The 26,538-nt window shown below is 65.8% G+C and carries 22 protein-coding genes and 2 pseudogenes; 7 read left to right on the top strand and 17 right to left on the bottom strand.

Annotation, left to right across the window (positions count from 1 at the left end; genetic code table 11):
- The first annotated feature begins 269 nt into the window (after positions 1 to 269).
- The 5 genes from OVA12_RS03220 to OVA12_RS03240 all read left to right on the top strand — a co-directional run bounded on the left by OVA12_RS03220 (position 270) and on the right by OVA12_RS03240 (position 5,934).
- The gene (locus tag OVA12_RS03220; RefSeq protein WP_268134444.1) at positions 270 to 1,871 is read left to right on the top strand and encodes an ABC transporter substrate-binding protein; all 1,602 of its coding nucleotides are present in this window, start codon (positions 270 to 272) and stop codon (positions 1,869 to 1,871) included.
- Between the two features lie 67 nt (positions 1,872 to 1,938).
- Positions 1,939 to 2,922 carry an ABC transporter permease gene (locus OVA12_RS03225; protein ID WP_268134446.1) on the top strand — a complete coding sequence of 328 codons (984 nt, stop codon included), beginning with the start codon at positions 1,939 to 1,941 and terminating at the stop codon, positions 2,920 to 2,922.
- A 128-nt stretch (positions 2,923 to 3,050) separates the two neighbouring features.
- Positions 3,051 to 3,965, top strand: coding sequence for an ABC transporter permease (locus tag OVA12_RS03230; RefSeq protein WP_268134449.1), 915 nt, complete (start codon positions 3,051 to 3,053; stop codon positions 3,963 to 3,965).
- 3 nt (positions 3,966 to 3,968) lie between these two features.
- The gene (locus OVA12_RS03235) at positions 3,969 to 4,952 is read left to right on the top strand and encodes an ABC transporter ATP-binding protein (protein WP_268134450.1); all 984 of its coding nucleotides are present in this window, start codon (positions 3,969 to 3,971) and stop codon (positions 4,950 to 4,952) included.
- Positions 4,945 to 5,934 (top strand): ABC transporter ATP-binding protein, encoded by a 990-nt coding sequence (locus tag OVA12_RS03240; RefSeq protein WP_268134452.1) that lies wholly within the window; start codon positions 4,945 to 4,947, stop codon positions 5,932 to 5,934. Before OVA12_RS03235 ends, OVA12_RS03240 begins: the two co-directional genes overlap by 8 nt.
- A 325-nt stretch (positions 5,935 to 6,259) precedes the next feature.
- Here OVA12_RS03240 and OVA12_RS03245 read toward each other — a convergent pair whose 3' ends face one another.
- From OVA12_RS03245 to OVA12_RS03300, 12 genes are all read right to left on the bottom strand, one after another.
- Complete coding sequence (locus OVA12_RS03245) at positions 6,260 to 7,036, bottom strand: SDR family oxidoreductase (RefSeq protein WP_268134454.1); 777 nt, start codon at positions 7,034 to 7,036, stop codon at positions 6,260 to 6,262.
- An 11-nt stretch (positions 7,037 to 7,047) separates the two neighbouring features.
- Complete coding sequence (locus OVA12_RS03250; protein ID WP_268134456.1) at positions 7,048 to 7,971, bottom strand: dihydrodipicolinate synthase family protein; 924 nt, start codon at positions 7,969 to 7,971, stop codon at positions 7,048 to 7,050.
- 21 nt (positions 7,972 to 7,992) lie between these two features.
- Positions 7,993 to 8,652, bottom strand: a complete 660-nt coding sequence (locus OVA12_RS03255; RefSeq protein WP_268134458.1) for an aspartate/glutamate racemase family protein — start codon at positions 8,650 to 8,652, stop codon at positions 7,993 to 7,995.
- On the bottom strand, positions 8,649 to 10,124 hold the full coding sequence (locus tag OVA12_RS03260; protein WP_268134460.1) for an amidohydrolase family protein: 1,476 nt from the start codon (positions 10,122 to 10,124) through the stop codon (positions 8,649 to 8,651). Before OVA12_RS03260 ends, OVA12_RS03255 begins: the two co-directional genes overlap by 4 nt.
- Positions 10,121 to 11,572, bottom strand: coding sequence for an ABC transporter substrate-binding protein (locus OVA12_RS03265; RefSeq protein ID WP_268134462.1), 1,452 nt, complete (start codon positions 11,570 to 11,572; stop codon positions 10,121 to 10,123). Before OVA12_RS03265 ends, OVA12_RS03260 begins: the two co-directional genes overlap by 4 nt.
- A 1-nt stretch (position 11,573) precedes the next feature.
- Positions 11,574 to 12,596: an ABC transporter ATP-binding protein gene (locus OVA12_RS03270; protein WP_268134464.1), complete on the bottom strand. Its 1,023-nt coding sequence runs from the start codon at positions 12,594 to 12,596 to the stop codon at positions 11,574 to 11,576.
- A complete protein-coding gene (locus OVA12_RS03275) occupies positions 12,593 to 13,627 on the bottom strand; it encodes an ABC transporter ATP-binding protein (RefSeq protein ID WP_268134466.1) in 1,035 nt (344 codons plus the stop codon). Before OVA12_RS03275 ends, OVA12_RS03270 begins: the two co-directional genes overlap by 4 nt.
- Positions 13,624 to 14,499, bottom strand: a complete 876-nt coding sequence (locus tag OVA12_RS03280) for an ABC transporter permease (RefSeq protein WP_161677055.1) — start codon at positions 14,497 to 14,499, stop codon at positions 13,624 to 13,626. The genes OVA12_RS03275 and OVA12_RS03280 overlap by 4 nt, the downstream gene beginning before the upstream one ends.
- 1 nt (position 14,500) lies before the next feature.
- A complete protein-coding gene (locus OVA12_RS03285; RefSeq protein ID WP_106751226.1) occupies positions 14,501 to 15,466 on the bottom strand; it encodes an ABC transporter permease in 966 nt (321 codons plus the stop codon).
- A gap of 102 nt (positions 15,467 to 15,568) precedes the next feature.
- Positions 15,569 to 17,116, bottom strand: coding sequence for an ABC transporter substrate-binding protein (locus OVA12_RS03290; RefSeq protein ID WP_268134469.1), 1,548 nt, complete (start codon positions 17,114 to 17,116; stop codon positions 15,569 to 15,571).
- A gap of 103 nt (positions 17,117 to 17,219) precedes the next feature.
- Positions 17,220 to 17,618, bottom strand: a complete 399-nt coding sequence (locus OVA12_RS03295; RefSeq protein ID WP_268134471.1) for a VOC family protein — start codon at positions 17,616 to 17,618, stop codon at positions 17,220 to 17,222.
- Between the two features lie 120 nt (positions 17,619 to 17,738).
- Entirely contained in the window at positions 17,739 to 18,392 is a 654-nt protein-coding gene (locus OVA12_RS03300) for a GntR family transcriptional regulator (RefSeq protein WP_161677051.1), read from the bottom strand.
- Positions 18,393 to 18,666: 274 nt separating this feature from the next.
- On the opposite strand from OVA12_RS03300, the pseudogene hydA reads away from it, so the two are divergent.
- Together hydA and OVA12_RS03310 are read left to right on the top strand one after the other, a co-directional pair.
- Positions 18,667 to 20,114 (top strand): annotated as a pseudogene (gene hydA, locus OVA12_RS03305) (dihydropyrimidinase).
- 108 nt (positions 20,115 to 20,222) lie between these two features.
- Positions 20,223 to 21,194 (top strand): inositol monophosphatase family protein, encoded by a 972-nt coding sequence (locus OVA12_RS03310; RefSeq protein ID WP_268134476.1) that lies wholly within the window; start codon positions 20,223 to 20,225, stop codon positions 21,192 to 21,194.
- On the opposite strand, the pseudogene OVA12_RS23870 reads toward OVA12_RS03310, so the two are convergent.
- From OVA12_RS23870 to OVA12_RS03330, 5 genes and pseudogenes are all read right to left on the bottom strand, one after another.
- Positions 21,167 to 21,796, bottom strand: a pseudogene (locus tag OVA12_RS23870) (glycerophosphodiester phosphodiesterase); the annotation flags it as partial. The gene OVA12_RS03310 and the pseudogene OVA12_RS23870 overlap by 28 nt on opposite strands.
- Before the next feature lie 183 nt (positions 21,797 to 21,979).
- Positions 21,980 to 23,038, bottom strand: a complete 1,059-nt coding sequence (locus tag OVA12_RS03315; RefSeq protein ID WP_268134478.1) for an ABC transporter ATP-binding protein — start codon at positions 23,036 to 23,038, stop codon at positions 21,980 to 21,982.
- 13 nt (positions 23,039 to 23,051) lie between these two features.
- Positions 23,052 to 23,882: an ABC transporter permease gene (locus tag OVA12_RS03320; protein WP_268134480.1), complete on the bottom strand. Its 831-nt coding sequence runs from the start codon at positions 23,880 to 23,882 to the stop codon at positions 23,052 to 23,054.
- Positions 23,882 to 24,760 (bottom strand): ABC transporter permease, encoded by an 879-nt coding sequence (locus OVA12_RS03325; protein ID WP_268134482.1) that lies wholly within the window; start codon positions 24,758 to 24,760, stop codon positions 23,882 to 23,884. Before OVA12_RS03325 ends, OVA12_RS03320 begins: the two co-directional genes overlap by 1 nt.
- Before the next feature lie 4 nt (positions 24,761 to 24,764).
- The gene (locus OVA12_RS03330; RefSeq protein WP_268134484.1) at positions 24,765 to 25,922 is read right to left on the bottom strand and encodes an extracellular solute-binding protein; all 1,158 of its coding nucleotides are present in this window, start codon (positions 25,920 to 25,922) and stop codon (positions 24,765 to 24,767) included.
- Positions 25,923 to 26,538: the final 616 nt, after the last annotated feature.

Raw genomic sequence — 26,538 nt, forward strand, 5'->3', positions numbered from 1 at the left:
CAAAAAGCCCTGAATTCTCAGATGTTTGCCACAGGCAGGAGAGGGGGTGAAAATGCAAAATATTGATCTTGAAGATCTTTTGGCCATTGAAGCTTGAAGTTCCAATCCCCATAAGTAATATCACTTAAGCTTGGCTCTGGCTGGAGTGCTCTTTTGTCGCGCTCCGCTAAGAGAGGAAAGAAAATCCTCCTGGGTCAGCTAAGGGGAACAAAAATGGCTGCCCGGCCGGTGACGGTCGGCAACAACAGGAAAAGTGGAAGGAGAACTCCATGAGTTTCGGTTTGATGCGGTCGGCGCTGCTGCGCCGGACGACTGCTGCTTTGCTGGCCAGTGCAGCGCTGGCGCTGACCTTCGCTCCAGCAGAGGCAAAGACCTTGCGCTGGGCCCGTGTCGGCGACGCGCTGACGCTGGATCCGCATTCGGCAAACGAGGGCCCGACCTCGACCCTGCTGCATCACATCTACGAGACGCTGGTGACCCGCGCCATTGATGGCACGCTCCAGCCTAGTCTGGCGACCGAATGGAACATCGATCCGCTCGATCCGACGGTATGGGTGTTCAAGCTGCGTGAGGGCGTGAAGTTCCACGACGGCGCCGCGATGACTGCGGAAGACGTGGTCGCCTCGCTCGAGCGCGTCCGCAAGGAAACGTCCGACTTCAAGGGCCTGCATGCCGAAGTCGTCAGCGCGGAAGCCGATGGCGACTACACCGTCAAGGTGAAGATGAAGGGCCCGTCACCGCTCTATGTCCAGAACCTGACCAACTTCTTCATCATGGACAAGGGCTGGATCACGGCGAATGCCGTGGAAATGCCGCAGGACCGCAAGAACGCCGAAGAGAAGTACACCGTCCGCAATTCCAACGGCACCGGCCCCTACAAGGTCGTGTCGCGTGATCCGGAAGTGCGTACTGTCCTTCAGCACTTTGATGGCCACTGGGATGCAAAGCCCGAAGTGACCGAAATCGTCTACACCCCGATCAAGGAAGCTGCGACCCGCGTCGCTGCCCTGCTGTCGGGTGAGGTCGACTTTGTCCAGGACGTGCCGGTGCAGGACATTTCGCGCCTGCAGAGCACGGCTGGCGTCGCCGTCACCACCGGCCCGGAAAACCGCTCGATCTTCTTCGGTTATGATCAGGGCTCCGACAAGCTGCGCTCGGCCAACACGCCGGACAACCCCTTCAAGAAGCCGCAGGTGCGTGAGGCGCTTCACCTCGCCATGGACCGCGATGCGATCATGAAGGTCGTGATGCGTGGTCAGTCTCTGCCGGCCGGCGTCGCCATGCCGCCGTTCGTGAGCGGCTGGACGCCGGAACTCGATGCCTATTCGAAACCGGATTACGACAAGGCCAAGGCCCTGCTCGCCGAAGCCGGCTATCCGGAAGGCTTCTCGGTTGACCTCAACTGCCCGAACGACCGCTACCTGAATGACGAGGCCATCTGCCAGGCCTATGTCGGCATGCTCGGCCGCATCGGCATCAAGGCCAACCTGGTGTCGCAGTCGCGCACGCTGCACTTCCCGCTGATCCAGAAGTTCGAGACCGACTTCTATCTGCTCGGCTGGGGCGTTCCGACCTTCGACAGCGCCTATGTGTTCGACTTCCTGATCCACTCGCCGGAAGGCGCGCGTGGTGGCTGGAACGCGACCAAGTACCTGAACCCGGAAGTCGATGCGATGATCAAGTCGCTGGCGACCGAGATCGACAGCAACGCCCGCAACGCCAATGTCGCCAAGATCTGGGATCAGGTGCAGAAGGACCGCGTGCTGCTGCCGGTGCACAACCAGCTGCTGGCTTATGCGACGCGCGACAACATCAGCATCGCCGTGCATCCGGAAAACCAGCCGAAGCTGACGACCGTCAAGTTCAAGTAATCTTGACCTGAACGATGCCGGAGCCCCACGCAGAAGGGGGCTCCGGCTGCTTTTCCGGGGACTCACCATGATTGCATTCATTCTGAGGCGGCTGGTTCAGTCCGTCCTCGTGATGCTCGTCGTCTCACTGGTTTCCTTCACGATGTTCCGCTACGTCGGCGATCCGATTGCCGCGATCGTCGGTCAGGAAACCACCATCGCCGACCGCGAGGCACTGCGCGAACAGCTTGGCCTCAATGACCCTGTCCTGGTGCAGTTCCTCGACTTCATCGGCCGGGCCGTGCAGGGAGACTTTGGCATCTCCTACCGGCTGCAGCAGCCGGTGATGGAGCTGATCCTGTCGCGGCTGCCTGCCACGCTGGAGCTGGCGCTTGTGTCAGGTGTTGTCGCGTTTGTGGCTGGCGTGGCGCTTGGTGTTTATACCGCGCTGAACCGGCGCGGCGTGGTTTCGGCCACGATCATGTCGACGTCCCTGATCGGCGTATCGCTGCCGACATTCCTCATCGGCGTGCTGCTGATCTGGATGTTCGCAGTCGAACTGCAGTGGCTGCCAAGCTTCGGACGGGGCGAGACCGTGACGGTTGGCGGCTGGACAACAGGGTTCCTGACGGATTCCGGCCGGGCCTCGCTCGTGCTGCCGGTGATCACGTTGGGCCTTTATCAGATGACCCTGATCATGCGCCTGGTGCGGGCCGAAATGCTGGAAGTGCTGCGCACGGACTATATCAAGTTTGCGCGGGCCCGCGGGCTCAGCAATCGCGCCGTCAACTTCGGTCATGCGCTCAAGAATACGCTGGTTCCGGTGATCACCATCGCCGGCCTGCAGCTCGGCTCGATCATCGCCTTTGCCATCATCACCGAGACGGTGTTCCAGTGGCCGGGGGTTGGCGCATTGTTCATCAATTCCGTGCAATTCGTCGATGTACCGGTGATGGCCGCCTATCTGCTGCTGATCTCCTTCATCTTCGTGGTGATCAACCTCATCGTCGACCTGCTCTACTACGTTGTTGATCCCCGGCTGCGCATCGACCGCGCGTCGGCGCGTCACTGAGACGAGGCCGACGTCATGGACAGCAGCGCAAAAGCCACCCTTCAGATCCCGTTTTCCAGCGATGCCCGCCCGCCACGCCTTGCCGTGCAGCCGGTGCCGGCCCCGGTCGCTCCGTTGGGAGAAACCAGATGAACGCCCTCGCTCGTGCCTGGGATAGCGACATCGCCTATTCCTTTCGCCGCTCGCCCGTCGCCATTCTGGCGACGGTGGTGGCTCTGGCCATTATCCTGCCCGCGATCTTCGCTCCCTGGATCGCGCCCTATGATCCCTTCAATCCCGCCAGCCTGAACCTGATGGACGGGTTCACGCCACCGGGCGAACCCAATGCCTTCACCGGCAATGTGTTCCTGCTGGGAACGGACAATCAGGGCCGCGACATTCTCTCTGCCATCCTCTATGGCGCGCGTATCTCGCTGTTCGTCGGGTTTTCGGCGGTTCTGTTCGGCATGATCCTTGGCATCGGCCTTGGCCTCATGGCGGGCTGGCGCGGCGGCTGGGTCGACAGCCTGTTGATGCGCATCGCCGATGTGCAGATGTCCTTCCCCTCGATCCTGATCGCGCTGCTGATCTTCGGCGTGGCTCGCGGCTTCATTCCGCAGGACATGCGCGAGGAACTGGCGATCTGGGTGCTGATCGTCTCCATCGGTCTTTCGGAGTGGGTGCCCTTCGCCCGTGTCGTGCGCGGCTCCACCATGGTGGAGAAGAACAAGGAATATGTGCAGGCGGCACGCGTCATCGGCGTGCATCCTGCCCGTATCGTGGTCTCCCACATCCTGCCGAACGTGTTGGGGCCGGTGCTCGTGATCGCGACGATCCATCTGGCTTTGGCGATCATTGCCGAGGCGACCCTGTCCTTCCTCGGTGTCGGCGTCCCGCCGACCCAGCCTTCGCTGGGCACGCTTATCCGCATCGGCCAGGGCTTCCTATTCTCCGGCGAATGGTGGATCCTGCTGTTCCCGTCGATTGCCCTCCTGGCGCTGGCGCTCTCGGTCAACCTGCTTGGTGACTGGCTGCGCGACGCGCTCAACCCGCGCCTGAGGTGAGCCATGGCTGACGTTCTCCTGTCCGTCCGCGATCTGGTCGTGGAGTTTCCCACCCGTCGCGGCACCCTGACCGCCATCAACAAGGTCTCCTTCGACATCCATGCCGGCGAAGTCCTCGGCGTCGTGGGTGAGTCCGGGGCTGGCAAGTCGCTGACCGGCGCGGCCATCATCGGTCTGCTTGAGCCACCAGGCCGGATTGCCGGCGGCGAGATCCGCCTGAAGGGCGAGCGGATTGACAACCTGCCGCCCGAGGGGCTGCGCAAGATCCGCGGCCGCCGCATCGGCATGGTCTTCCAGGATCCGCTGACCAGCCTCAATCCGCTCTACACCATCGCGCAGCAGCTGACGGAGACCATCCTGACGCATATGCCGGTGTCCAAGGCCGAGGCGCGCCAGCGGGCGATTGCCCTGCTTGACCGCGTCGGCATTCCGGCTGCGGCCCGGCGCATCGACGACTACCCGCATCACTTCTCCGGCGGCATGCGCCAGCGCGTGGTGATTGCGCTGGCCCTGGCGGCCGAGCCGGAACTCGTCATCGCCGACGAGCCGACAACGGCGCTGGACGTGTCGGTGCAGGCGCAGATCATTGATCTCATCAAGGAGATCTGCAGCGAGCGCGGCGCGGCCGTCATGCTGATCACGCACGACATGGGCGTCATCGCCGAGACGGCCGACCGGGTAGCGGTGCTCTACGCCGGACGCCTCGCCGAGATCGGCCCGGTGCATGACGTGATCACGCGCGCCGAGCATCCCTACACCCGTGGCCTGATGGGCTCGATCCCAACCCTGACGCAGGAGAGCGACCGGCTGGTGCAGATCCCGGGTGCGATGCCGCGTCTCACGTCGATCCCGAAGGGCTGCGCCTTCAACCCGCGCTGCGGTGACGCCTTCGGCCGTTGTTACACGGAGCGGCCAGACCCCATCGACCGCCCCGGCGGACGGCAGGTGGCCTGCTGGCTGTACAAGAAGGAGATGAGCCATGTCTGACGCCCTGATCCGCGTCGAGAACCTGTGGCGGCGCTTCGATGTCTCCAAGCCCTGGCTGAACCGCGTCATCGAGCGGGAAGACCGTCAGTTCCTGACAGCCGTGGCCGACGTCAATTTCGAGATCCGCAAGGGAGAAACCTTTGCGCTCGTTGGCGAATCCGGCTCGGGCAAGTCCACCATCGCCAAGATGGTCGTCGGGCTGATCCCTGCGTCGTCCGGGCGCATCCTGTTTGACGGCACGCCCATGACCGGGACCGTCGGTGCGGATATGCGCGCGATCCGCCGCCGGTTCCAGATGATCTTCCAGGACCCGTTCGCGAGCCTCAATCCACGCTGGCATGTGGGTGACATCATCGCCGAGCCGATCCATACCTTCGGTCTGGCGAGCGGGGCGGATGCCGCCAATCAGGTCGGCAAGCTGCTCGACACGGTTGGCCTGTCGGCAAAGGATGCGGAGAAGTACCCGCACGAGTTCTCCGGCGGCCAGCGCCAGCGCATCGCCATTGCGCGCGCGCTGTCGTCGCGGCCGGAGTTCATCGTCTGTGACGAGCCGACCTCGGCGCTGGACGTGTCCGTGCAGGCGCAGATCCTCAACCTGATGCGCGACCTGCAGGATGAGCTGGGACTGACCTATCTGTTCATCAGCCATGACCTGTCGGTGGTCCGCCACATGGCCAACCGGATCGGCGTGCTCTATCTCGGCCGCCTTGTCGAGGTGTCGGAGGGCAAGTCTCTGTTCCGCCAGCCGCAGCATCCCTACACGCGCATGCTGCTCGACGCGGTGCCGGATCTTGCCATGTCGGGCCGGCGGCGCAAACCGGTGGAGGGCGAGATCCCGAACCCGATCAATCCGCCCTCCGGTTGCGCCTTCCATCCGCGCTGCCCGGTCGCCATGGACCGCTGCAAGGTGGAAGCGCCGAAGGATCGCGAGACACCAATTGGCCGGGCCGCCTGCTTCGCCCTCGAGATGCAGCCGGCCTGACCGGTCGCGGATCGCTGAACGCGAAAGGCCCCGCCGGGCGAACCGGCGGGGCCTTTTTCTTTGAACGAAGCGGTATCCAGTGTTCGATGCGGCACTACGCCTTGGCCGACATGACGAGGGCGAGGGCGGTCTGTGCTGCCATGCGGCTTGCACCCCTCTCCCCCCTTGAGGGGGAGATGTCTGCGTCAGCAGACAGAGGGGGGTGTGCAGCGTCGCGGCAAGGGAACAGCTTTCTTTGGATCCGAGAGGCCGATTACCCCCCTCTGCCCCCTCAAGGGGGGAGAGGGGACTGCGGCAAGGGAGGGCCTTCTGGACAGATCAGCTGTCAGTGGCTGCGGGTGGCGCCGCCGTCGATGCGGATCATGCTGCCGGTGACATATCCGGCCCGTTCCGAGGCGAGGAAGGCGACCATGTCGGCGAATTCCTCCGGCCGGCCGTAACGGCCCATCGGGATCGACTCGGCCGAGGCCTTCGCAGTTTCCTCAACGGTCTTGCCGCTGCGCTTGGCGGCGGCAGCGTCCAGTTCGTCGATGCGGGTGGTGTGGATGCGGCCGGGCAGCACCACGTTGACGGTGACGCCGTCGCGGGCAACCTCGGACGCCAGCGTCTTCGACCAGCCGACGACAGCGGAGCGGATGCCGTTCGACAGCGCCAGATTGGGGATCGGCAGTTCGACGCCCGACGAGGCAATGGTGATGACGCGGCCCCACTTCTTCGCCTGCATCGCCGGGATCAGCCGGCCGCTCAGGTGAAAGAGGTTGGCGGCCATCGCCTCGAACTGGGCGATCCAGAGGGCGCGGTCGGTGGTGAGTGCGGGGCCCGGGGGCGGGCCGCCGATGTTGTTGACGAGGATGTCAACGCCGCCGTCCGCGAGCAGCTTGTCGAGCGCCGCGTCGATGGCGGCAAGGTTGGTCAGGTCAAGCGGCAGGGCGGTGACCTTCGCGCCGGGCAGGGCCGCGGCCCATTCGTTGATGGCCGAGGCGGTGCGGGCAGCGGCGATGACATGCGCGCCTTCACGCGCCAGCACTTCGGCAATGGCGCGGCCGAGGCCGCGGCTCGCGCCCAGCACCAGGGCGCGCTTGCCATTCAGTCCGAGATCCATGGGAGCGTTCCTTATGCGAGTTCCTTGAGACGGCGGTCGAGACGGGCCATCAGCGTGTCGATTTCAGCGCGCGACAGGGCATCGAGGTTGGCGCCGGGCTTGCGCTGCGCCGGGCTCGCGATGATGCCGCGCCTGAACATGATGTACTTGCGGATGGCAAGGCCGGCGCCGGGCTGCTGTTCCATGCGGGCGAGCGGCAGATAGGCATCGAACAGGTCGCGGGCGCGCTCCATGTCCCCCTTGCCGTGGTGCTCGACCACGGAGACCATCATCTCCGGATAGGCAAAGCCGGTCATCGCGCCATCGGCGCCGCGCTCCATCTCCTCCGGCAGGAAGACGCCGCCGTTGCCGCAGAGGATCGAGATGCGGCGGTTCAGCGTGCCTTCCTTGCGCAGGGACGTGATCTTGGCCAGTCCCGGCCAGTCCTCGTGCTTCAGGCAGACGGCGGTCGGCAGGCTGTTGAAGATGCGGGCAAGCGCGGGAACGGCCATCTGCACGCCGGTGGTCAGCGGGAAATCCTGGACGACGAAGGGCGTGTCGCCGAGGAATTCGGCCACCTGGGTGTAGTAGGTGACGATCTGGTCGTCGGTGCGCAGGGAGCCGGGAGGGGCGACCATGACGCCGGCCGCGCCGGCATCCATCACCCGGCGGGTGAGGTCCTGCATCTGGGCGAAGCCCGGCGCGGAGGCGCCGACGACGATCGGCACGCGGCCGTTCACGCGCTTCAGGATGCGGGCGACGATGGTCGAGGACTCGTCCGTCGTCAGCTTCGGGGCTTCGCCCATGATGCCGAGGACGGTGAGGCCCGTCGCGCCGGCGTCGAGGTAGAAGTCGACCATGCGGTCGCAGCTGTCGAAGTCGATCTCGCCGCTGTCGGTGAAGGGGGTGGCGGCAATGACATAGACGCCACGGGCCGTTTCAGTCAGTCGGGTCATTTTCAGGCTTCCGGTTCAGGATCAGGAACAACGGGCAAGGGCGATGCGGCCGATGGCCATGGCGGTGGCCGCCTGGCATGGGTCGACCACCGGTATCCCGAGGGTGTTTTCAAGGTCAAGGCGATAGCGCGCCATCCCGGCGCAACCGAGGATCAAAACGTCGGCGCTGTCATCGTCGCGCAGCCGCGTGCCGACGGCGGTGAGCCGCGCAAAGGTGCGGTCGCTGTCATTGAGTTCGGCGACGCCGAGGTCAATCGGACGGTCGGCCGCCAGCCGGTCGAGAAGGCCCATCGCGCCGAGGGTCTTGATGTGGCGGGCCACGGAGCCGCGCTTGATCGACAGGATGCCGAAGCGCTGGCCGAGCGTCAGCGCGGTCAGATAGGCGCTCTCGCCGATGCCGAGCACGGGCTTGCGGCTTTGCTCGCGCAGGGCGGCAAGGCCGGGATCGGAGAAGCAGGCGACGACGAAGGCGGAGGCGCCGTCCTCCAGCGCGCGGGCCTGGGCGAGCAGCGGCAGCACGACACCGTCAACATGCGCCTGGGTCTCGATGCCGGCCGGGCCTTCGGCGAGCAGGTGGCAGCGGATCTCCACCGGGCTGACGGCGCGCATCGGGTCGATGGCGGCGTCGATTCCGTCGGTGACCACGCGCGACGAGTTGGGATTGAGGATATGCAGCGTCATGCGACGGTCTCCGGCATGGCGGGGCGCGGGGTGCCCCAGAAATGGGCGGGCAGGGCCAGATCGGCGCGGGCACCGATGCGGTCGATCATGGCCTCGGCCTCGCGGTTGGCGTCAGCGATGATCGCTTTCTCGCTCACCTTGAGTGCCTTGCCTCCCGAAAGGCAGAGTTCACCACCGACGATGACCGTGTCCACATCATTGCCATTGGCGAAGCACACGACACGGTGAACAACCATGTTGGCGGGGGCGAGATGCGGCCGGTCCAGCCCTACAACGATCATGTCGGCGCGCTTGCCAGGCTCAATCGAGCCGATCTCGGTTTCGAGACCGACAGCACGGGCGGCGTCGATGGTGACCATCTCGAGCGCCTTGCCCTGCGGCAGGACGAGCGGATCACGGAAATGGCGGCGATGATAGTGCATGGCCTGCTGCATGTGGCGGAACATGTCGCCGGAGCGGTCCGGGGCGGTCGCATCCGACGCGATGGCAACCGTAACGCCGGCCTGCATCAGTTCGATGGCAGGGCAGCGGCCAAGGATCGAGGCGATGGCCGAGGGGTTGTGGGCGATGCGGCTGTCGGTGGCCGCGACGATGGCGATTTCCTCGTCCGTGAGGTTGGTGGCGTGGGAGAGGAGCGCATCCGGGCCGAGGAGGCCGAGCGCCTCGGCGCGCAGGACCGCGCCTTTTGTGTAGCCATCCTGGGTGAAGAGAACCCCGGCCTCGCGCGACAGGGCCCGGGTACGCTGTGCCTGAGCGCAGGCGTCCGCAAAGTCTGCCGCTGACATCTTTTCCGCATGCTCGTCGCGCAGCACCGGATAGATCAGGGCCAGCCGAATGCGGCCGTCACCCGCGCCGTGCCAGCGGGCCAGCAAGGTTTCCGACGTGGCGAGCTGGGTGGCGAAGTCGACGGATTTCGGATCCCGGGCACCGTTGGCATAGAGGCGCGGATGCGGGGCGCGGGTCGGCCCGACGGCGACGATGGAGCGGGTGCCGACCTCCAGCACGCCCTCGATGTGGGCGCTGCCATAGACGGGATCGTCGCTGCGCAGGATCGTGTCACCGCCGCCCAGCAGCGAAACGCCGGTGGTGACGCCGAAGCGCAGGCGCTCGAGCGCAGCCAGCCGCGCCTCGGCATACCAGAATTCCGGCGTTGAGCCCGTGGTGTAGACCTCGCCGCAGATCTCCTCCCAGCGGTCGCCGCCGTCCATGGCCATGGTCTTGATCAGGCCGTGGCCGGCATGGGCGTGGGCATCGATGAAGCCGGGCAGAACGGCCTTGCCGGTGGTGTCGATGATACGCTCTGCCGTATAGGCCGCGGCGATGTCCGCCGCGGGACCGACCGCCAGCACGCGGCCGTCACGGACCGCAACGGCACCGTTTTCGATGATCTGGCGGGCCGGATCCATTGGGATGACCCAGCCGCCGGTCAGGATCAGGTCGGCCTCGCTGCCCCCGGTCATGGTCCTGCTCATGCCGGCGCCCCGTCTTCCGGCAGAAGCGGCAGGGTGGCCGGGTCGATCACGCCGTCCACGGGCATGACGAAGCCGGGGTGCGCGCCGCGCAGCGCAATGGTGCGGATCGGATTGTAAAGCGTGAGCCAGGGCGGGTCGCGCTGCAGCTCGGCATAGGCCTCCTCAAGGATGTGCTGGCGGCGGCGATCATCGGTCTCGGTGCGCGCGGCGTCGATCAGGCGCTCCACGTCCGGGTTGCGGTACCCCTCCCACCAGGCGCCGGCAACGCGGCTGTCGATCTTCTCGTAAAGGATGCGGAAGGTGGAGAGGGGACTGGAATCGAAGACGCAGAGATCGCGGATCTCCTTGCGCCGCACCATGTGGGCATAGGCCTCGCGATCCCTGTGATAGTGCACGTCAAGCCGCACGCCGAGCGGGGCAAGTTCACTCCCCAGGATGGCTGTCAGCCGCTCGGCTTCGTCGGGCAGGCGCGTCGGGCAATCGACGGCGAGCGTCAGCCCGTCGGCGTGGCCGGCCTCCGCCAGAAGCGCCTTTGCCATTGCCAGATCCGGCCCCTCGACCGGCGCGCGACCGGCGCCGAAATGCAGGGGACTGACGAAGCCGTTGAGGGGCGTGGCCGCATCGGGCACCACCTCACTGATGATGCGGGTGCGGTCGATGGCCAGCGACAGGGCGCGCCGCACCCTCGCGTCGGCCAGCGGGCCTTTGGCGGCATTCAGCAGATAGATGATGCAGACGGGGATCGTGAAGCGCTTGAACTGCACGCCCGCCGGAGGCCCGGCATTGACCAGCGGCTGCGGAATGGAATTGGCGAGCGCGGCTCGCCCATCGGCCACCATGGCCAGCCGGCGGACCGGATCAGCCTCCAGCCGGAAGCGCAGGGTCGCGTTTTTCGCCGGCGTTCCGAACCAGTCGGGGTTGCGGCGGGCGATCACCTCGCCCTCGCCGATGCTCTCGCAGATGTAGGCGCCGGTGCCGCAGATCGCGGTGCGTTCCCCGGCATCCAGACGCGGGAAGGCCGAAGGCGCGACGATGAAGCCCTGCACGAGGACATCCAGAAGGTCGGCCATCGGACGGGCGAGATGTACGGTCAGGACCTGACCTCTGGCATCCAGACGTGCGCCGCCGAGATATTGCCGCCAGACAGCGGGTGAGCCCAGCGTGTAGCCCTTGTCCTCGCGGGCCATGCGGTCCAGCGAGGCGGCAACGACCGCCGCGTCGCAGGGGCTGCCGTCGTGAAACCGGACGCCGGCGCGGATGATGAAGGTCCAGGTGCGCGCATCCGGCTCCACGGACCAGGTCTCGGCCAGATGCGGGACATAGCCCGTGTCCGTGCGGCGGATCAGCGTGTCGTAGAAGGCCTGATAGAGCGTCAGCTCATCGTTGGCGTCGGTGCAGTCGTGCGGATCGCCGAGCGGCAGACGGGGAAGGGCGATGGTCGTGGTCATGTCAGGCTCTGTCGCGATCCGGTTCGTCGGTGAGATGGCAGGCAACCTCTGCGCCACCGCCGATGGGCTTCAGGGTCGGCCGCTCGAGGCGGCAGCGCTCGAAGGCGAGCGGGCAGCGGGTGCGGAAGCAGCAGCCCGAGGGCAGGTCGAGGGCCGAGGGCACCTCGCCCTTCAGCTCGATCTCTGGCCGGCTGCGCGTCTTCTCGATGGAGGGCGCGGCGGAGAGAAGCGCCCGCGTGTAGGGATGGCGCGGAGCGGAGAAGATGTGCTCGCGCGGGCCGGTCTCGACGAGGAAGCCGAGATACATGACGCCGACGCGGTCGGCGATGTGATGCACCACCGACAGGTCATGGCTGATAAAGAGATAGGCGAGCCCGAACTCGTCACGCAGGTCCATCATCAGGTTGAGGATCTGCGCCTGGATCGACACGTCGAGGGCGGAGACCGGTTCGTCGGCGATGATGAGGCCCGGGTTGACCGACAGCGCCCGGGCGATGCCGATGCGCTGGCGCTGGCCGCCGGAGAACTGGTGCGGATAGCGGCCGGCGTGTTCGGTGTTGAGGCCCACCTTGGCCAGCAGCGCCAGCGTGCGCTCGGCCACCTCGCGGCGGGCAGCGGCGCCCGTTGTCTGTTCCAGAAGCGGTTCGGCAACGATGTCGCGGACGCGCTGGCGCGGGTTCAGCGAGGCGTAAGGGTCCTGGAAGATCATCTGCATGCGCGAGCGCACGGGCAAAAGCTCGCGGACGCCGTAGCCGGCGATGTCCTCGCCCTCGATGCGGATCTTGCCGCCGGTCGGGCGGTAGATGCGAGCGATGGTCTTGGCGACGGTGGACTTGCCGCAACCGGACTCGCCGACCAGCGCCATCACCTCGCCCTTGGCGATGCGGAAGCTGACGCCGTTGACGGCCTTTACCCGCTTGTCGGGGAAGGAGAGGTGCCCCTTGTCGAAGCGCATGCGCTCCAGCAGCGAGCCGCCGAGCCGGAATTCCTGGGTGAGGTTCTCGACCTCGAGCATCGCCGTCATCGGCTGTCTCCCTCGGTCAGGGGAAAGTGGCAGGCATGGGCGCGGTCGCCCTGAACGACCAGCTCCGGCACCTGCTCGCCGCACAGGGCCTGCGCGCGGAAGCAGCGGTCCTTGAAGCTGCAGCCCTTCGGCAGCTTGCGGATGTCCGGCACTGCCCCGGGGATCTGCTTCAGCCGCGGCTGGCGATGGGCCGGGTCGGGAATGGAATCGATCAGGCCGCGCGTGTAGGGATGCGCCGGCCGTCGAATGACGTCGTCGGTCGGGCCGCGTTCGACCACCTTGCCGCAGTAAAGGACGGTGATGTGGTCCGCCATCTCGGAGACGACGGCCAGATCATGGGTGACGAGGATCATCGCCGTGCCGTTGTCGCGGATCTGCCGGCGCATGAGCTTCAGGATCTGGGCCTGGATGGTGACGTCGAGCGCCGTGGTCGGCTCATCCGCGATGACGAGCTTCGGCCGGGCCAGCATGGCGATGGCAATGACGACGCGCTGACGCATGCCGCCGGAGAACTGGTGCGGATAGGCCGACAGACGGTCGGCCGCACGGGAAATCCCGACGCTTTCCAGCATCTCGATGCAGCGGGCACGGCGCGCGGCCGCGTCCAGATCGGTGTGCAGCTGCAGCATCTCGTCCATCTGCCGGCCGACCGTGTGCAGCGGATTGAGCGAGGTCATCGGGTCCTGGAACACCATGGCGATGTCCCGGCCCCGGATCTGGCGCAGCTCGGCCTCGGACAGGCCGGCAAGGTTCCGGCCCTCGAACAGGATGCGGCCATCCTCGATGCGGCCCGGCGGGTCGATCAGGCCGAGGATCGAGAAGCCGACGACCGACTTGCCGCCGCCGCTCTCGCCGACGAGCCCCATGATCTCGCCGGGGCGGAGGGCAAAGCTGACGCCATCGACGGCCTTCACCGTGCCGGAGAAGGTGTGGAACCAGGTGCGCAGGCCCTCGACGGCCAGCAGCGGGGCGCCGGTCTTTGCGGGGATCTCTTTAGGGGAGACCGCCTCAAGTGCAGGTGTTGCGGTCATTTCAGCCTCGGATTGAGCTCGTCGCGCAGGAAGTCGCCGAACAGGTTGATGCCGAAGACAAGGGCCATGATGACGATGCCGGGGAAGACGGAGGTCCACCACAGGCCGGAGAACAGCACGTCGAAGCCGTTCTTGATCAGGAGGCCGAGCGAGGGTTCGGTGATCGGCACGCCGACGCCGAGGAAGGAGAGGCTGGCCTCGATCAGGATGAAGGTGCCGACCTGGACGGTTGCCACCACGATCAGCGGCGTCATGACATTGGGCAGGATGTGGCGGCGGATGATCTTGCCGTCGCGCAGGCCGGCGACACGGGCGGCCTGGATGTATTCCTTCTGCACCTCCGATAGCGTCGAGCCGCGCACGGTGCGGGCATAGACGACCCAGCCGACGGCGGTGAGCGAGATGAGCACCTTGTCGATGCCCGTGCCAAAGGCCGACATCAGGAACAGGGCGATGAGCATCGAGGGAAACGACAGCTGGATGTCGGCGATGCGCATGATGACCGCATCGAGCCGGCCGCCGTAGAAGCCGGCGAGCAGCCCCAGGGTGGTGCCGATGACGCAGGACATGGCCATGGCGCTGAGGCCGATCAGCACCGACACGCGGGTGCCATAGAGGATGCCGGCCAGCACGTCGCGGCCCTGGCCGTCGGTGCCGAAGGGAAAGCGGGCCTCGCCGCCCTCCAGCCACATGGGCGGCTTGAAGGCATCCATCAGGTCGAGCTGGGCGATGTCGTAGGGGTTCTGCGCCACCATCAGCGGTCCGGCGACGACGATCAGCGCGAAGACGACGAGGATCAGGCTGCCGGCGATGGCGGAGGCGTTGCGCTTGTAGTTGTGAACGAATTCGGAGGAGAGGAAGCCCGCTGCCATGTCATTTCACCGTGATGCGCGGGTCGATCCACGTGTAGATGATGTCGACCAGGAAGTTGATGACGACGAAGAGCACGGCCACGAGCATCAGGTAGACGACGATGACGGGCCGGTCGGCGCGGTAGATGGAATCGATCAGCAGTTTGCCGAGGCCCGGCCAGGCGAAGATCGTTTCCGTTATGGTGGCGAAGGCGATGAGGTCGCCGAGCTGCAGGCCGAAGATGGTGACGACCGGGATCATGGCATTGCGCAGGCCGTGGCCGTAGAGCATGCCGCGCCGCGACACGCCCTTGGCCCTTGCGAACTTGATGTAGTCCTGGCGCATCACCTCCATCATGCCGGCGCGCGTCATGCGCAGGATGATGGCCATGGTGCCGAGCGACAGGGTGAGGGCGGGCAGAAGGATGTGATGCCAGCCATCTGCGGTCAGGAGCGAGGTGCGGAACCAGCCGAGATCGACCGTGTCGCCCCGGCCGGAGGAGGGAAACATCTGCCACTGCACGGCGAGCAGGAAGATCAGCATCATGCCGACCCAGAAGCTGGGCAGCGAGATGCCGAGGAGCGAGGCCGACATGATCGCCCGCGAGCTGGCGCGGTTCGGATTGGCCCCGGCGTAGACGCCGAGCGGAATGGCGACAACGGCTGCCAGGACGATGGCAACCAGCACGATCTCGAAGGTGGCCGGCAGACGCTCGAGGATCAGGTCCAGCGCGGGCTGGCGATAGACATAGGAGCGGCCGAAGTCCCCCTGCAGGATGCCTTTAAGGAACACGGCATATTGCTCGATGAGGGAATTGTTGAGGCCGAGGATTTCCCGCGCCTGGGCGATTTCAGCCTCGGTGGAGTCGATCGGGATGACCATGAACACCGGATCACCGGTGAAGCTCATCATCAGGAACACGATCACCGAGACGATCCACAGCACGAAGATCATCTGCAGCAGACGTTTGATTGTGTAGCCAAGCACGCGCCAGTTCCTTCATCCGGCAGGACGCCGGGAGGGCAGGGAAGGGCAGAGCAGGAGGCGTGAGGAGACGCCTCCTGCCGGACCGGAAAAGCCTGATGAGGCTTATTCCTTCACGTCGAGCTCGTAGGCCCAGATGAACTTGTCCGTCCGGGGCTTGAAGTCGACGCCGTCGCGCGCGGCGTAGATGTCCTGCTCGTAGTGGACCGGGATCATCGGAATGTCCTTCATCAGGATCTCCGTCACCTTCTGCAGGTGAGCGTCACGTTCCTCGACGCGCGGGGTGCTGTCGGCCTTGTCGATGAGGGCATCCACCTCCGGATTGGAGTAGGAGCCGCGGTTGACCTGGCCGTAGCCTTCCTTCTTGCCGCGGCTGTAGAACATGACGCCATACATCGAGCCGGCATCGCCCGAGGGCACGTCCCAGCCGGACATGATGAAGCTGGAGTTGTCGGACGGCACGCGGATGTAGCCGAAGAAGTTGGACTTCGGCATCAGGTTCAGTTTCACCGTGACGTTGATCTTGGCGAGCATCGAGGCCAGCGCCTGGGCAATCTGGGCATCGTTGACATAGCGGTTGTTGGTGGCATCCAGCGTCAGCGTGAAGCCGTTCGGATAGCCGGCCTCGGCCATCAGCGCCTTGGCCTTCTCCACGTCGAAGGGATACATCTGGCGGAAGTCGGCGCCGTCAAGATGGCCGATGTGGCTCGCCGGCACATACTGGGCCGAGGGCGTCGACAGGCCGTTCATGATGGCGCGCGACAGGGTGGTGACGTCGATGGCGCGGGCCATCGCCTCACGCACGCGCTGGTCCGTCATCGGGTTCTTGCCCTCGATGGTCGGGCTCTTCTCGCGCATGTCGAGGGCAAGCACCAGGTTCAGGAGGCTCGGACGGGTGACGACCTCGAAGCCCTTGGTTTCCTTGACGCGTGCGACGTCGCGCACGGCCAGATCCTGCACGATGTCCAGCTCGCCGGTCAGGAGCGCCGCCGTGCGGGTGGCCGGGTTGGTGATCGGACGGAAGGTGACCTTGTCGACCTTGGCTTCGCCCATGTAGTAGCCGTCAAAGGCTTCCAGGACGATGCGGTCTTCCTTGACCCATTCGCCGAGCTTGTAGGGGCCGGTGCCGACCGGCTTCATGTCGATGGCATCGCCGACCTTCTTCACATGGTCTTCCGACATGATCAGGATCGCGGCCAGATCATTGGGCAGGGCCGCATAGGGGCGGAAGGTCTTGATCTCGACCGTGCGGTCGTCGATGGCGCGGAAGCTCTCGATGTTGGCGGCGAGGTTCGCCATCAGCGACTTCTTCAGGCGCTCCAGAGTGAAGACAACGTCAGACGCCTTCAGGGTGTCGCCGTCATGGAACTTCACGCCGTCGCGCAGGGTGAAGACCCAGGTGGTGTCATCGGCCAGCTTCCAGCTCTCGGCGAGGCCCGGACCGAACTCCAGATCCGCGCTGCGGCGCACCAGCGGATCGTAGAGATGGTAATACATGATGTTGGAGCTGAGCTCCTCGCCGGCCTGCGGGTCCATGTGGACGGCGTCCGACGTCAGGCCGATGGTGATGTCCTTGGCGAGCGCGCCCGAGCTGGTGAGCGCGATCATGGCGGCGGAGGCAAGCAGCCTCCGGATGTTGGCATTGATGGTCATTGGCTGATCTCCACTGGTGGGTGCGGGGCGGTTGGTGCCCTCGTTCTGGGTCTGGCGGGGGCCAGGTGCCCGGCCCGCGCGGGGCCGGGGCAAACGCAAGGCGTCAGGCGAGAACCGACTGGATCTCGATCTGGTAACCTTCCGGATCGTTGAAGACGAAGGCGCGGATGCCGAGCGAGGGGCTGTCCTTCGGGGCGCTGAGGCCGGTGACGTTGCAGCTCGCGGCCCAGGCATGCCAGGCATCGACATCGCTCACCCGCATGCAGACCTGCACCGGCTTCGGGTCCGAGGCGCGATGCGAGCCGCGGGTCTCGTCGACGAGGCCGACATGGGCGGTTCCGCCGAGGCGGTAGATCTTCGACCAGCCCTGATCAATGGCCAGCTCGACGCCGAGCACATGCTCGTAGAAGGCCATCGCCCGGGGCAGATCGCGGTAATACAGAAAGGTCACGGTCAGCAGCGGGTCGCCCTCGGGGCGCCGCACGGCAGTCGGTTCGGTCATGGAGGGGAAGTCTCCCGCTTGAATGCATGCCGATGGTATACCGTCAGAATGCAGAGTCAACGGGCAACTGTGATCACAGCTCCGAAATGCGCCGGCTCAGGGTGCGAGGCCGCGACGGGATCAGTAGAGGCGGTGGATCGAGGCGAGAATCGACTCGCGCACATTGTCGAGATGGCGGCGCATGCCGGCCTCGGCCCGGGCAGGGTCGCGGGCGAGGATGGCGTCCAGGATCTCGATATGCTCGTTGAGGCCCGGCTCGAAACGGTCCGGGATGAAGCCCTTGTCGAAGATCCGGGTCTTCTGCTTCAGGTTCTGCACCAGGTCGGCGAGCAGCTTGGAACCGGCAATCCGGGCGATGGTGATGTGGAACTCCTCGTCCAGATCGGCGTGTTCGGAAATCGACGAGCGGCCGCGCTGCAAGAGCTGTTCGGTGCGGGCGCGCAGCGACAGGATGGCCTCGACCGGCACGTGGACCGAGGCAGCCTGACGGGCGGTCTCGCACTCGAGCAGTCGGCGAACGTGAAGGATTTCAATGATTTCCGAGATGGAGATCTTGTTGACGACCGGCACGCCGCCCTGGGCGCGCGTGACAAGGCCTTCCGAGACCAGCCGGGCGATTGCCTCGCGGACCGGCGTGCGCGATACGCCGAGACGGTCGGCAAAGGGCTTTTCCTGCAGCCGGGTGCCTGCCGACAGCTCGCCGCTGACAATCATGCGGCGCAGTTGCTCGTAGGTGCTTTCGCCAAGCGTCTGGGTCTGGTCCTGCAGTGTCATTCGTCGCCTTCCGGCTTGCTTGCCCAAGTTCGGCCTTGCGTCCGGCTGCCGGACGCGCCCAAGTGTTTACGTCAAGCGCGTCCGCTGTTGAAGGCGGAACATGGCCTTCCGTCGCGTTTTCATGTGCTTCCTGTCGCTCCCTGTCAGTCTGGGACCCGATGCAGGCAGGAAGCGGATGGCCGACATGCGCTGACCAAGGCATATTCGAACGCGCCGTTGTCACTGACGGTATACACTGTGTATATCAGATCAACAACAAACGGGGACATGAGGCATGACCGATATGAGCACGGGCACGGGCTTTGACCTTGTCATTCGCGGGGGGGAGATTGTCACGGCGCAGGCGCGCTTCTCCGGCGACATCGCCATCCGGGACGGCCGCATCGCCGCGCTGGGAAGCGGCCTGGCGCAAGGGCGCAAGGAAATCGACGCAACCGGGCTTCTGGTCATGCCGGGCGGCGTCGACACCCATTGCCACATCGAGCAGCTGTCGGGCGCCGGCATCATGAACGCCGACACGTTCGAGACGGCCACCCGCTCGGCGGCCTTCGGCGGCACCACCACGACCGTGTCCTTCGCCGCGCAGCATCCCGGCATGTCGCTCGCTAGGGTCATGGCCGACTACACCGTGCTGGCCGACCGCGGAGCTCTGATCGACCACGCCTATCACATCATCGTCGCCGACATTTCCGGCACGAACCTCGACGAGCTGGCCGCGCTGATGCGCGCCGGGCATCGCTCGGCCAAGATCTTCACGACCTACGACAAGGTGCGGCTCGACGACCTGTCGATCCTGAAGGTGCTGGACACGGCGCGGGACAATGGTGCGCTGGTCTGCTTCCACGCCGAAAACGACGGGCTGATCCGCTGGTCGGTGGAAAAGCTGCTGGCCGCCGGGCTGACCGCGCCGCGCTACCATGCGCCGTCGCATCCCCGCCTTGCCGAGCTGGAGGCGCTGGAGCGCATGTGCCGCTTCGCCGAGGCGACCGGCCAGCCGGTGATGCTGTTCCACATCTCCACCCGCGAGGGCGTCGAGATCGTGCGTGCCGCGCGGGGCCGTGGGGCGCCGGTCTTTGCCGAGACCTGCCCGCATTACCTGTTCATGACCGAAGAGGTGCTGGACCAGCCCGGCATGGCAGGGGCAGCCGTGATGTGCAGCCCGCCGCAGCGCCAGACGGCCGATCAGGAGGCGCTCCGGGCCGGCCTGCAGCGCGGCGACCTGCAACTTGTCACCTCGGACCACGCGCCCTACCGCATGGACGCAAGCGGCAAGTTCGCCAATGGCGAGACCGCGCCCTTCAACCGCATCGCCAACGGCCTGCCGGGGCTGGAGGTGCGGCTGCCGCTGATGTTCGACGCCATGGTGTCGAAGGGGCGGCTGGGACCGGAGAAATTCGTCGAGGTCACCTCGACCGCGCCCGCGCGGCTGTTCGGCCTGACGGGCAAGGGCCGGCTCGATCCGGGCGCCGATGCCGACGTGGTGCTGTGGGACCCGGCGGCGCGGCGGGTGTTCGGGACCAACGACCTGCACGACAACTGCGGCTACAACCCCTTCGCGGCCGGGAGGTCGTCGGCTGGCCGAAGACGGTGATCGCGCGCGGCGAGGTGATCATCGACGAGGGCCAGCTTGTCGGCACGCCGGGGCGCGGGCGCCGGGTGGTGATGGACGTCAGCCCGGCGATGCGGCCGGTCGCGCCTGCGACCTGGACACCGAAGGCCTGAAGGGCCGTGGGCACTGGTCCGGTGAAAAATCCGGGTGTTTCGCCCGACTGTCATGTCCGGCTCATGAAACGGGACTAGGCAGGCGTCCAGTCAAGTCCGGAGCCAACCATGTCCCTTTCGTTTGATGCCACCGATGCGTCGCTTGATGTCCTGTTGCCGGGAACGGCCTCGCCGCGCCTGCGTGCGCTGGCGATGGCGGCCCTTGCCGGCGGCGTGATTGCCCGCACCCGCCTGCGCCGGCGGTCCGCCGCTGAAATGGTGCTGAAGGGGCCGCGCGATTACCAGACCGAGGTTGATGTGGCCGTGGAGGCCGAGATCGCCGGGCGTCTGGCCGCCAGTTTCCCCGACCATGCTATTTCTGGAGAGGAGCAGGCAGCCGACCGGGCCGGCGTCGAGGGCCTGCCGCGTATTCTCATCGACCCCATCGATGGCACCACCAACTACGCTTGGGGCATCCCGCATTTCGGCATCGCGCTGGCGATCGTCGAGGCAGGTGAGGTGACCTGCGGTGTCGTCTTCGACTGCATGCAGGTGGAACTCTTTGCGGGCGAGGCCGGGCAGGGCGCCTATCTCAACGGCGAGCGGCTGGCGGTTGCCCCGGCGGCCGAGCTGGAAAACGCGCTGATCGGCGCGGGCCTTCCCGTGCCGGGACAGGTGAAGAGCGTGCGCGAGGAGACCTACCACGCCGCGCTGCGCCGGGCGATGGCGACGACGGCCGGCGTGCGCCGTCTGGGTTCCGCGTCCTTATCTGTCAGCTACGTCGCTTGCGGCCGGCTCGACGGGTTCTTCGAGGATGGTCTGTCGCTGCATGACTATGGCGCGGCCGCCCTGCTGGTGCGGGAGGCCGGCGGCGTGATCGGCGGCTTTGCCGGCGGGCCTGTCGGCCCGGCCGGCGATGTGCTGGTGGCAACGCCGTGGCTGGCCGGCTGGCTGCGCGAGGGGCTGGCCGAGAAGCCGGTTCAGCCGGCAAAGGCCGCCGACAGGGCAAGCGCGTCGTCGGTGGTGATCTGGTCCACCTTGAGGGCCAGCAGCCGCTCCACCAGCGGACGGGTGTCCGGGCCGATCTCGCGGATCGTGTAGGCATCGACCTTGCGGCCGGCGTCCTGGAACCGGGCGGCGAGGTTCTCGCTCCGGTCGGCGGCGGCCAGCACCAGACGGTGGTCCAGATAGATCATGGTGGAGCGCGGGCTGGCGTCGAGCGCGTCAGCCACGAAGCGGCGATAGTCGCCGCCCCGAAGCAGATCCAGCATGACCGCGTCATGGCAGGGGTCGTGGCCGATGCCGAGCTCCGGGATCGCCTCGCTCAGCGCGGCAATGGCAACCGGATCGCCGCCAGACAGAAGCATGTGCCTCGCAACAGGGGCCACGTCGCGCACGAAGGCGTCGATGTCGGCGGGCGTGATCGTCGCCGAGGTGTCCTTCATGTCCAGCTGCAGCACCGCGTCGTGATGCGCCGTTTCGCCAGCCACCAGCGCCGCAAGATCCGACAGCAGCATGACGTGCTGGTCGGTGGCCGCTCCGCTGCCATCGCGCAGGAGCAGCTGCCGCAGGGCGTCGGGTTGCGTGTCGCGGACGCGGCCGGTGCCGGTGGTGCTGCGCTCCAGCGTCTCGTCATGCAGCACGGCAAAGCCGCCGCCCGCATGGGCGGTGAGGTCGATCTCCACGCTCGCCCCCAGGCGCATGCCGAGGCTGATGCGCGCCGGGCCGAACTCGGCGTCGAGCGGCTGGATGCGGCCACGGTGCCACTTCAGCCAGGTGCGGTGTCCGTTTCGCTCCAGCGCCACGGCCGTCCGTGCGGCGGTGAGGCTGATGCCCGTGTCGAGGGTGTCGTCAGTCACGATGGATGTCTTCTTTCAAGTGAGCAGTCAGGCGGCTGCCGCTGCCGCTCGGGTTTCCGTGGAGAGCAGCACACCGTCGCGGTAGAGCAGCACTTCGGCCGGGGTCACCTCCACCCGCTGTCCGGGCGTCCAGGCGATGGAGCCCGAGCCATGCGCCTTGATCCGGGTGCCGTCCTCAAGGTCCAGGTCGAGGGTCAGGTGGGTGCCGAAATCGGTGACGCGGTAGACCACCGCATTGCCGGATCCTTGCGCAGGCCGCACGCCGGTTGCCTCGGGGCGGAAGGCAATCTCCGCCGGTCCGTCGCTGACCTCTGCGGCAAGGGCGAACTCCGGCCTGGTCGAGCGGCCGGCGCGGAACTCGGTCGGCACCAGGTTCATGTGGCCGATGAAGCCGGCAACGAAGCGCGTCGCCGGGCGGCGGTAGAGCGCGGACGGGCGGTCGGTCTGTTCGATGGCGCCGTCCTTCAGCACGACGATGCGGTCGGCCAGCGCCAGCGCCTCGTCCTGGCCATGGGTGACGAATAGGGTGGTGATGCCGAGGCGCTGCTGGATGTCGCGGACTTCCTCGCGCAGCCTTTCGCGCAGATGCTGGTCGAGGCTGGCGAAGGGTTCGTCGAGGAGCAGGATCTTCGGCTCCAGCACCAGCGAGCGGGCGATGGCGACGCGCTGCTGCTGACCGCCCGAGAGCTGCCAGACCCGCCGGCTGCCGTAGCCGGCAAGGCCGACCAGCTCAAGCACGGCCTCGACCTTGCTGCGAATCTCGGCGCGCGGCAGCCGCCGCAGCTTCAGGCCGAAGGCGATGTTGGCGAAGACATCCATATGCGACCACAGCGCATGTGACTGGAACACCATGCCGGTGGGCCGGCGTTCCGGCGGCACGGCGGTGACGTCCTCGCCGTCGATGCGGATCGCACCGCCGCTCGGAACCTCGAAGCCGCCAATCATGCGCAGGATCGTGGACTTGCCCGAGCCCGAGGGGCCGAGAAGGCAGACCAGTTCGCCGTCGGTGACCTCAAGGTCCACCGCCTTCACCACGTCGAGCCCGCCGAAGGACTTGGTCAGCCCGGATAAGGTCAGTCGTGCCATGCAACGTCTCCTGTCAAACGCCGAAGCCCTTGGCGAAGCTCTGCGAGCCGATCAGGCGGCGGGAGAACAGCAGCACAAGGAAGGAGGGGACCCAGAGCAGCACGGACAGCACCGCGCCATACTGGATCACCATCTGGTTGTTGATGAAGATGATCATCAGCACCGGCATGGTCTGGAGCATCGGCGCGCCGATCAGCCAGGCGCCTTCGGTCTCGTAGAAGGTGTTGATGAAGGTGAGCAGGACGGCGGCAAACAGCGTCGGCCCGGCCTGGGGCAGGGTGATGGACCAGAACACGCGCAAGGGTCCGGCGCCAGCGTCCCGTGCCGCCTCCTCCATGCGCCGGTCGACCGCCTGGAACGCGGCGACGGGCACCCAGATCATCAGCATCAGGGTGTTGACCAGCTGGATCAGCACCACGCCCCAGAAGGTGGCGATCAGCCCGAGGCTGAGGAAGATGCCGGCGACGGCGATCAGGAGGCCGAACTTCGGGAAGGCCTGGGTGGCGAGGAAGGACAGGAGCAAGGTCTGCCGGCCGGGGAAGTCCATGCGGGCGAAGGCATAGGCGGCCGGCAGGCAGATCAGCGCGGACAGGAACGTGACCGTCGCCGAGAGGCGCAGGGACAGGAACAGGGCGTTCCAGACATCCTGGCGCGACAGCGTCGCCTGCCAATAGCGCAGGCCGAAGCTCTGCGGCAGCAAAGCGGGGTAACGCCAGACCTCGGTGAAGGCCCAGATGGCCACGACGATCAGTGGCACCAGGATGACGATTGACAGGAGCACGGCAAAGCCGATTCCGGTCCAGTCCGTGTGCGGCCTCGGCCGAGAGGCGGGCTGGGGGTGCATCAGCGCACCTCCCAGCTGCGGATGACGGAGCGGACGTAGAAGGCACCAAACACGGCACAAATGGCAAAGGTGATGACCGCCTGGGTGATGGCCATGCGCGGCTGCATCAGGTCGGCAAAGGTACGCTGCATGTAGGGGCCCATCATTTCCGGCGAAGCGGGGCCGAGCACATAGGGCAGGGTGAAGGACGAGAAGATCCCGAGCACCGCAAACGCCAGCGCGACGAGCAGCGCGTTGATGATCTGCGGCAGGATGATGTGAAGGAGCAGGTGACGGGGTCTTGCCCCTGCATCCCGTGCAGCCTCGACGGCATTGTCCGACACCTGGCCAAGACCGGCCGTGAGCATCAGCACCGTCAGCGGAATGTTGTCCCAGACGAGGCCGATGACCGGCCCCCAGGGGGTGAGATAGGGACTGGGCAGTTTCGGCAGGCCGGCGGCGTTCAGCAGAATGTCGACAAGGCCGTTGGGCCCAAGCGTTCGGATGAGCGCATAAGCGAGAATGACCGAAGGTACGAACAGCGGGAAGATGGCCAGAGCCTGGACATAGGCCGACAACGGACCACGCGAGAAGCGCAGATAGAGCGCGATCGGCAGGCAGATCACCAGGAGGAGCACGGCACAGACAGCCGTCGTCCAGAAGGTGAGGGCGAGGTTGTTGAGGCTGTATGGGTCGGAGAAGAAGGAGGCATAGCTGTCAAGGGACAGGACGAGGCCCTGGTCCGTCCGAAGCGTCAGCGTCGTCACCAGTGCATTGAGGATCGGATAGAGAATGAGCCAGCCCAGCAGTCCAACCGGAAAGAGGACGAGGAGGAGACCTGTCAGCCCCCTCCTCTGGATGGACATGCGGACCGGCGCCGTGGCAACGGCGTCGGTCATCTGATCAGCCGCGTGTCAGTGTCGGGGCGACATTGCGATACCAGCCATCGTTGATGGCGGTTGCCCAGTCGCCCGACGGGAACACCGGGATCTCGTTCGGAACGACGGCGGCATACTTCTCGCGCAGTGCCGGGGCAACATGGTCCCAGGACACGCCGGGGAAGCCGCCGAGGTCGGAAATGATCAGCGACTGGATCTCTTCCGACAGCATGAAGTTGGCCAGCAGCATGGCACGGTCGAGCTGGGCGGCGTTGGTCGGGATGGTCATGGCGGAGAAGCCGCCGCAGAAGGCCAGGTCCTTGAGCTGAACCAGACCGGTGTTTTCGGGCAGAACGCCCTGGGCAATGGCCTGCAGCACCTGGTCGGACCAGACCGGCACCATCGTGACAACGCCCTGGCCGAGCATCTGCAGCGACTGGCTGTTGCCGCCGGTATAGGCGCCCTTTTCATAGAGATGCGGTGCAATGTCCTTCAGCGCGTCCCAGGCCGGCAGCAGCATCTTTTCGCCCGCTTCGGCGGTGTAGTTGGAGATGGTGAAGGCCTTGGGGTCGCGGCCGTTCACTTCATGAATGGCACGGCGGACGAAATTGCCGCCCGAACCGCCCTTGTCGGGACGGTTGTAGATGAACTGGCCCGGGTTGGCCTTGATCCATGTGACGAGGTCGGCCCAGGTGGTGGGAGCATCAGCGGCCTTCAGCTTGGTCGCGTCATAGGCGAGCAGGACCTGGCTGCCGCGATAGGGCAGGGAGAAGTCGCTGTCGAAGGCGGCCGGGTTGATCTTGCCATAGTTCGCAAGGCCGGCTTCCTTGAAGTTCACCCACAGGTTCTGGGCGATGCCGTCTGCGGGGAAGCGCGGATCGAAGGCTTCGAAGATCTCGACCTGCGGATCGGTCTTGGTTGCCTTGGCCGCCAGCGTACGATCGGCAATGGCGCGCAGGCCAGCGTTGTCGCCAGCGTCCACCATCTTCACCGTGCCGCCATGGGCGGCAGTGAAGCGCGGGAAGACCAGGTTGGTCCAGAAGTCGGAGATGTTCTGGTCCGACCCCGTATAGACAAAGACAGTGCCATCAGCGGCGAAGGCAAACTGCGGCAGGCTCAGCCCACCCAGAAGAGTGGTGCCAAGGGTCATGCTGCTGAGGGAAAGGAATTCGCGGCGGTTCATGGTGCTGCTCCCCGGTTGCCGATGCACGGCGGTTCGAGATGCCGGGGTCATAGTCTGACTGCGCTGCAGTTTTGTGGACGTGCCGTGACGCTTGGGTGACGACAGAGCGGAAGGACGGCATTCGGCTGCCTTTGAATTGGGCAAAGCCTGCTCAAACATCAGCCAAAGCTGCCTGAGCACCTAAGCCAGCCAACCAAACATGGTTAATGAAAATTCATCCTAACACCCTGTTGATATTGCAGAATTGTGAAATCCGGCGGATTTCTGCGGCGCGCGCGAAGCTTGCCTGAAGCTTATCCACAGAGGGGCGGGAGCAGGCTCGTCGAAAGTCGGAATTTTTCAAAATTGTCGATTGACGGGGTGGGGTTGGGGCCCCTATAAGCTGGCTCATCGACGGCGGCAACGTCGCCGGCGACGGGAAGTTGCTTCCCTGAAATTCTGAAAAATGCGGCTTGACAGCCGGTGCCTAGTACCGGATAAGCGGCCTCGTTCTTTCGGACAGCTAACCAGTCAAGTGGTTAGGTTCTTTGACAATTTATGTTTTGAAGGAAGGGAAGCGTGGTCGGCGTTGTTCTTGCGCGGTCGGACTTGAGAGAGTTCGGCATGAAGCAAGGGT

Origin of the sequence: Pannonibacter sp. SL95, from assembly GCF_026672425.1 — a bacterium.
Taxonomy (GTDB): Bacteria; Pseudomonadota; Alphaproteobacteria; order Rhizobiales; family Stappiaceae; genus Pannonibacter.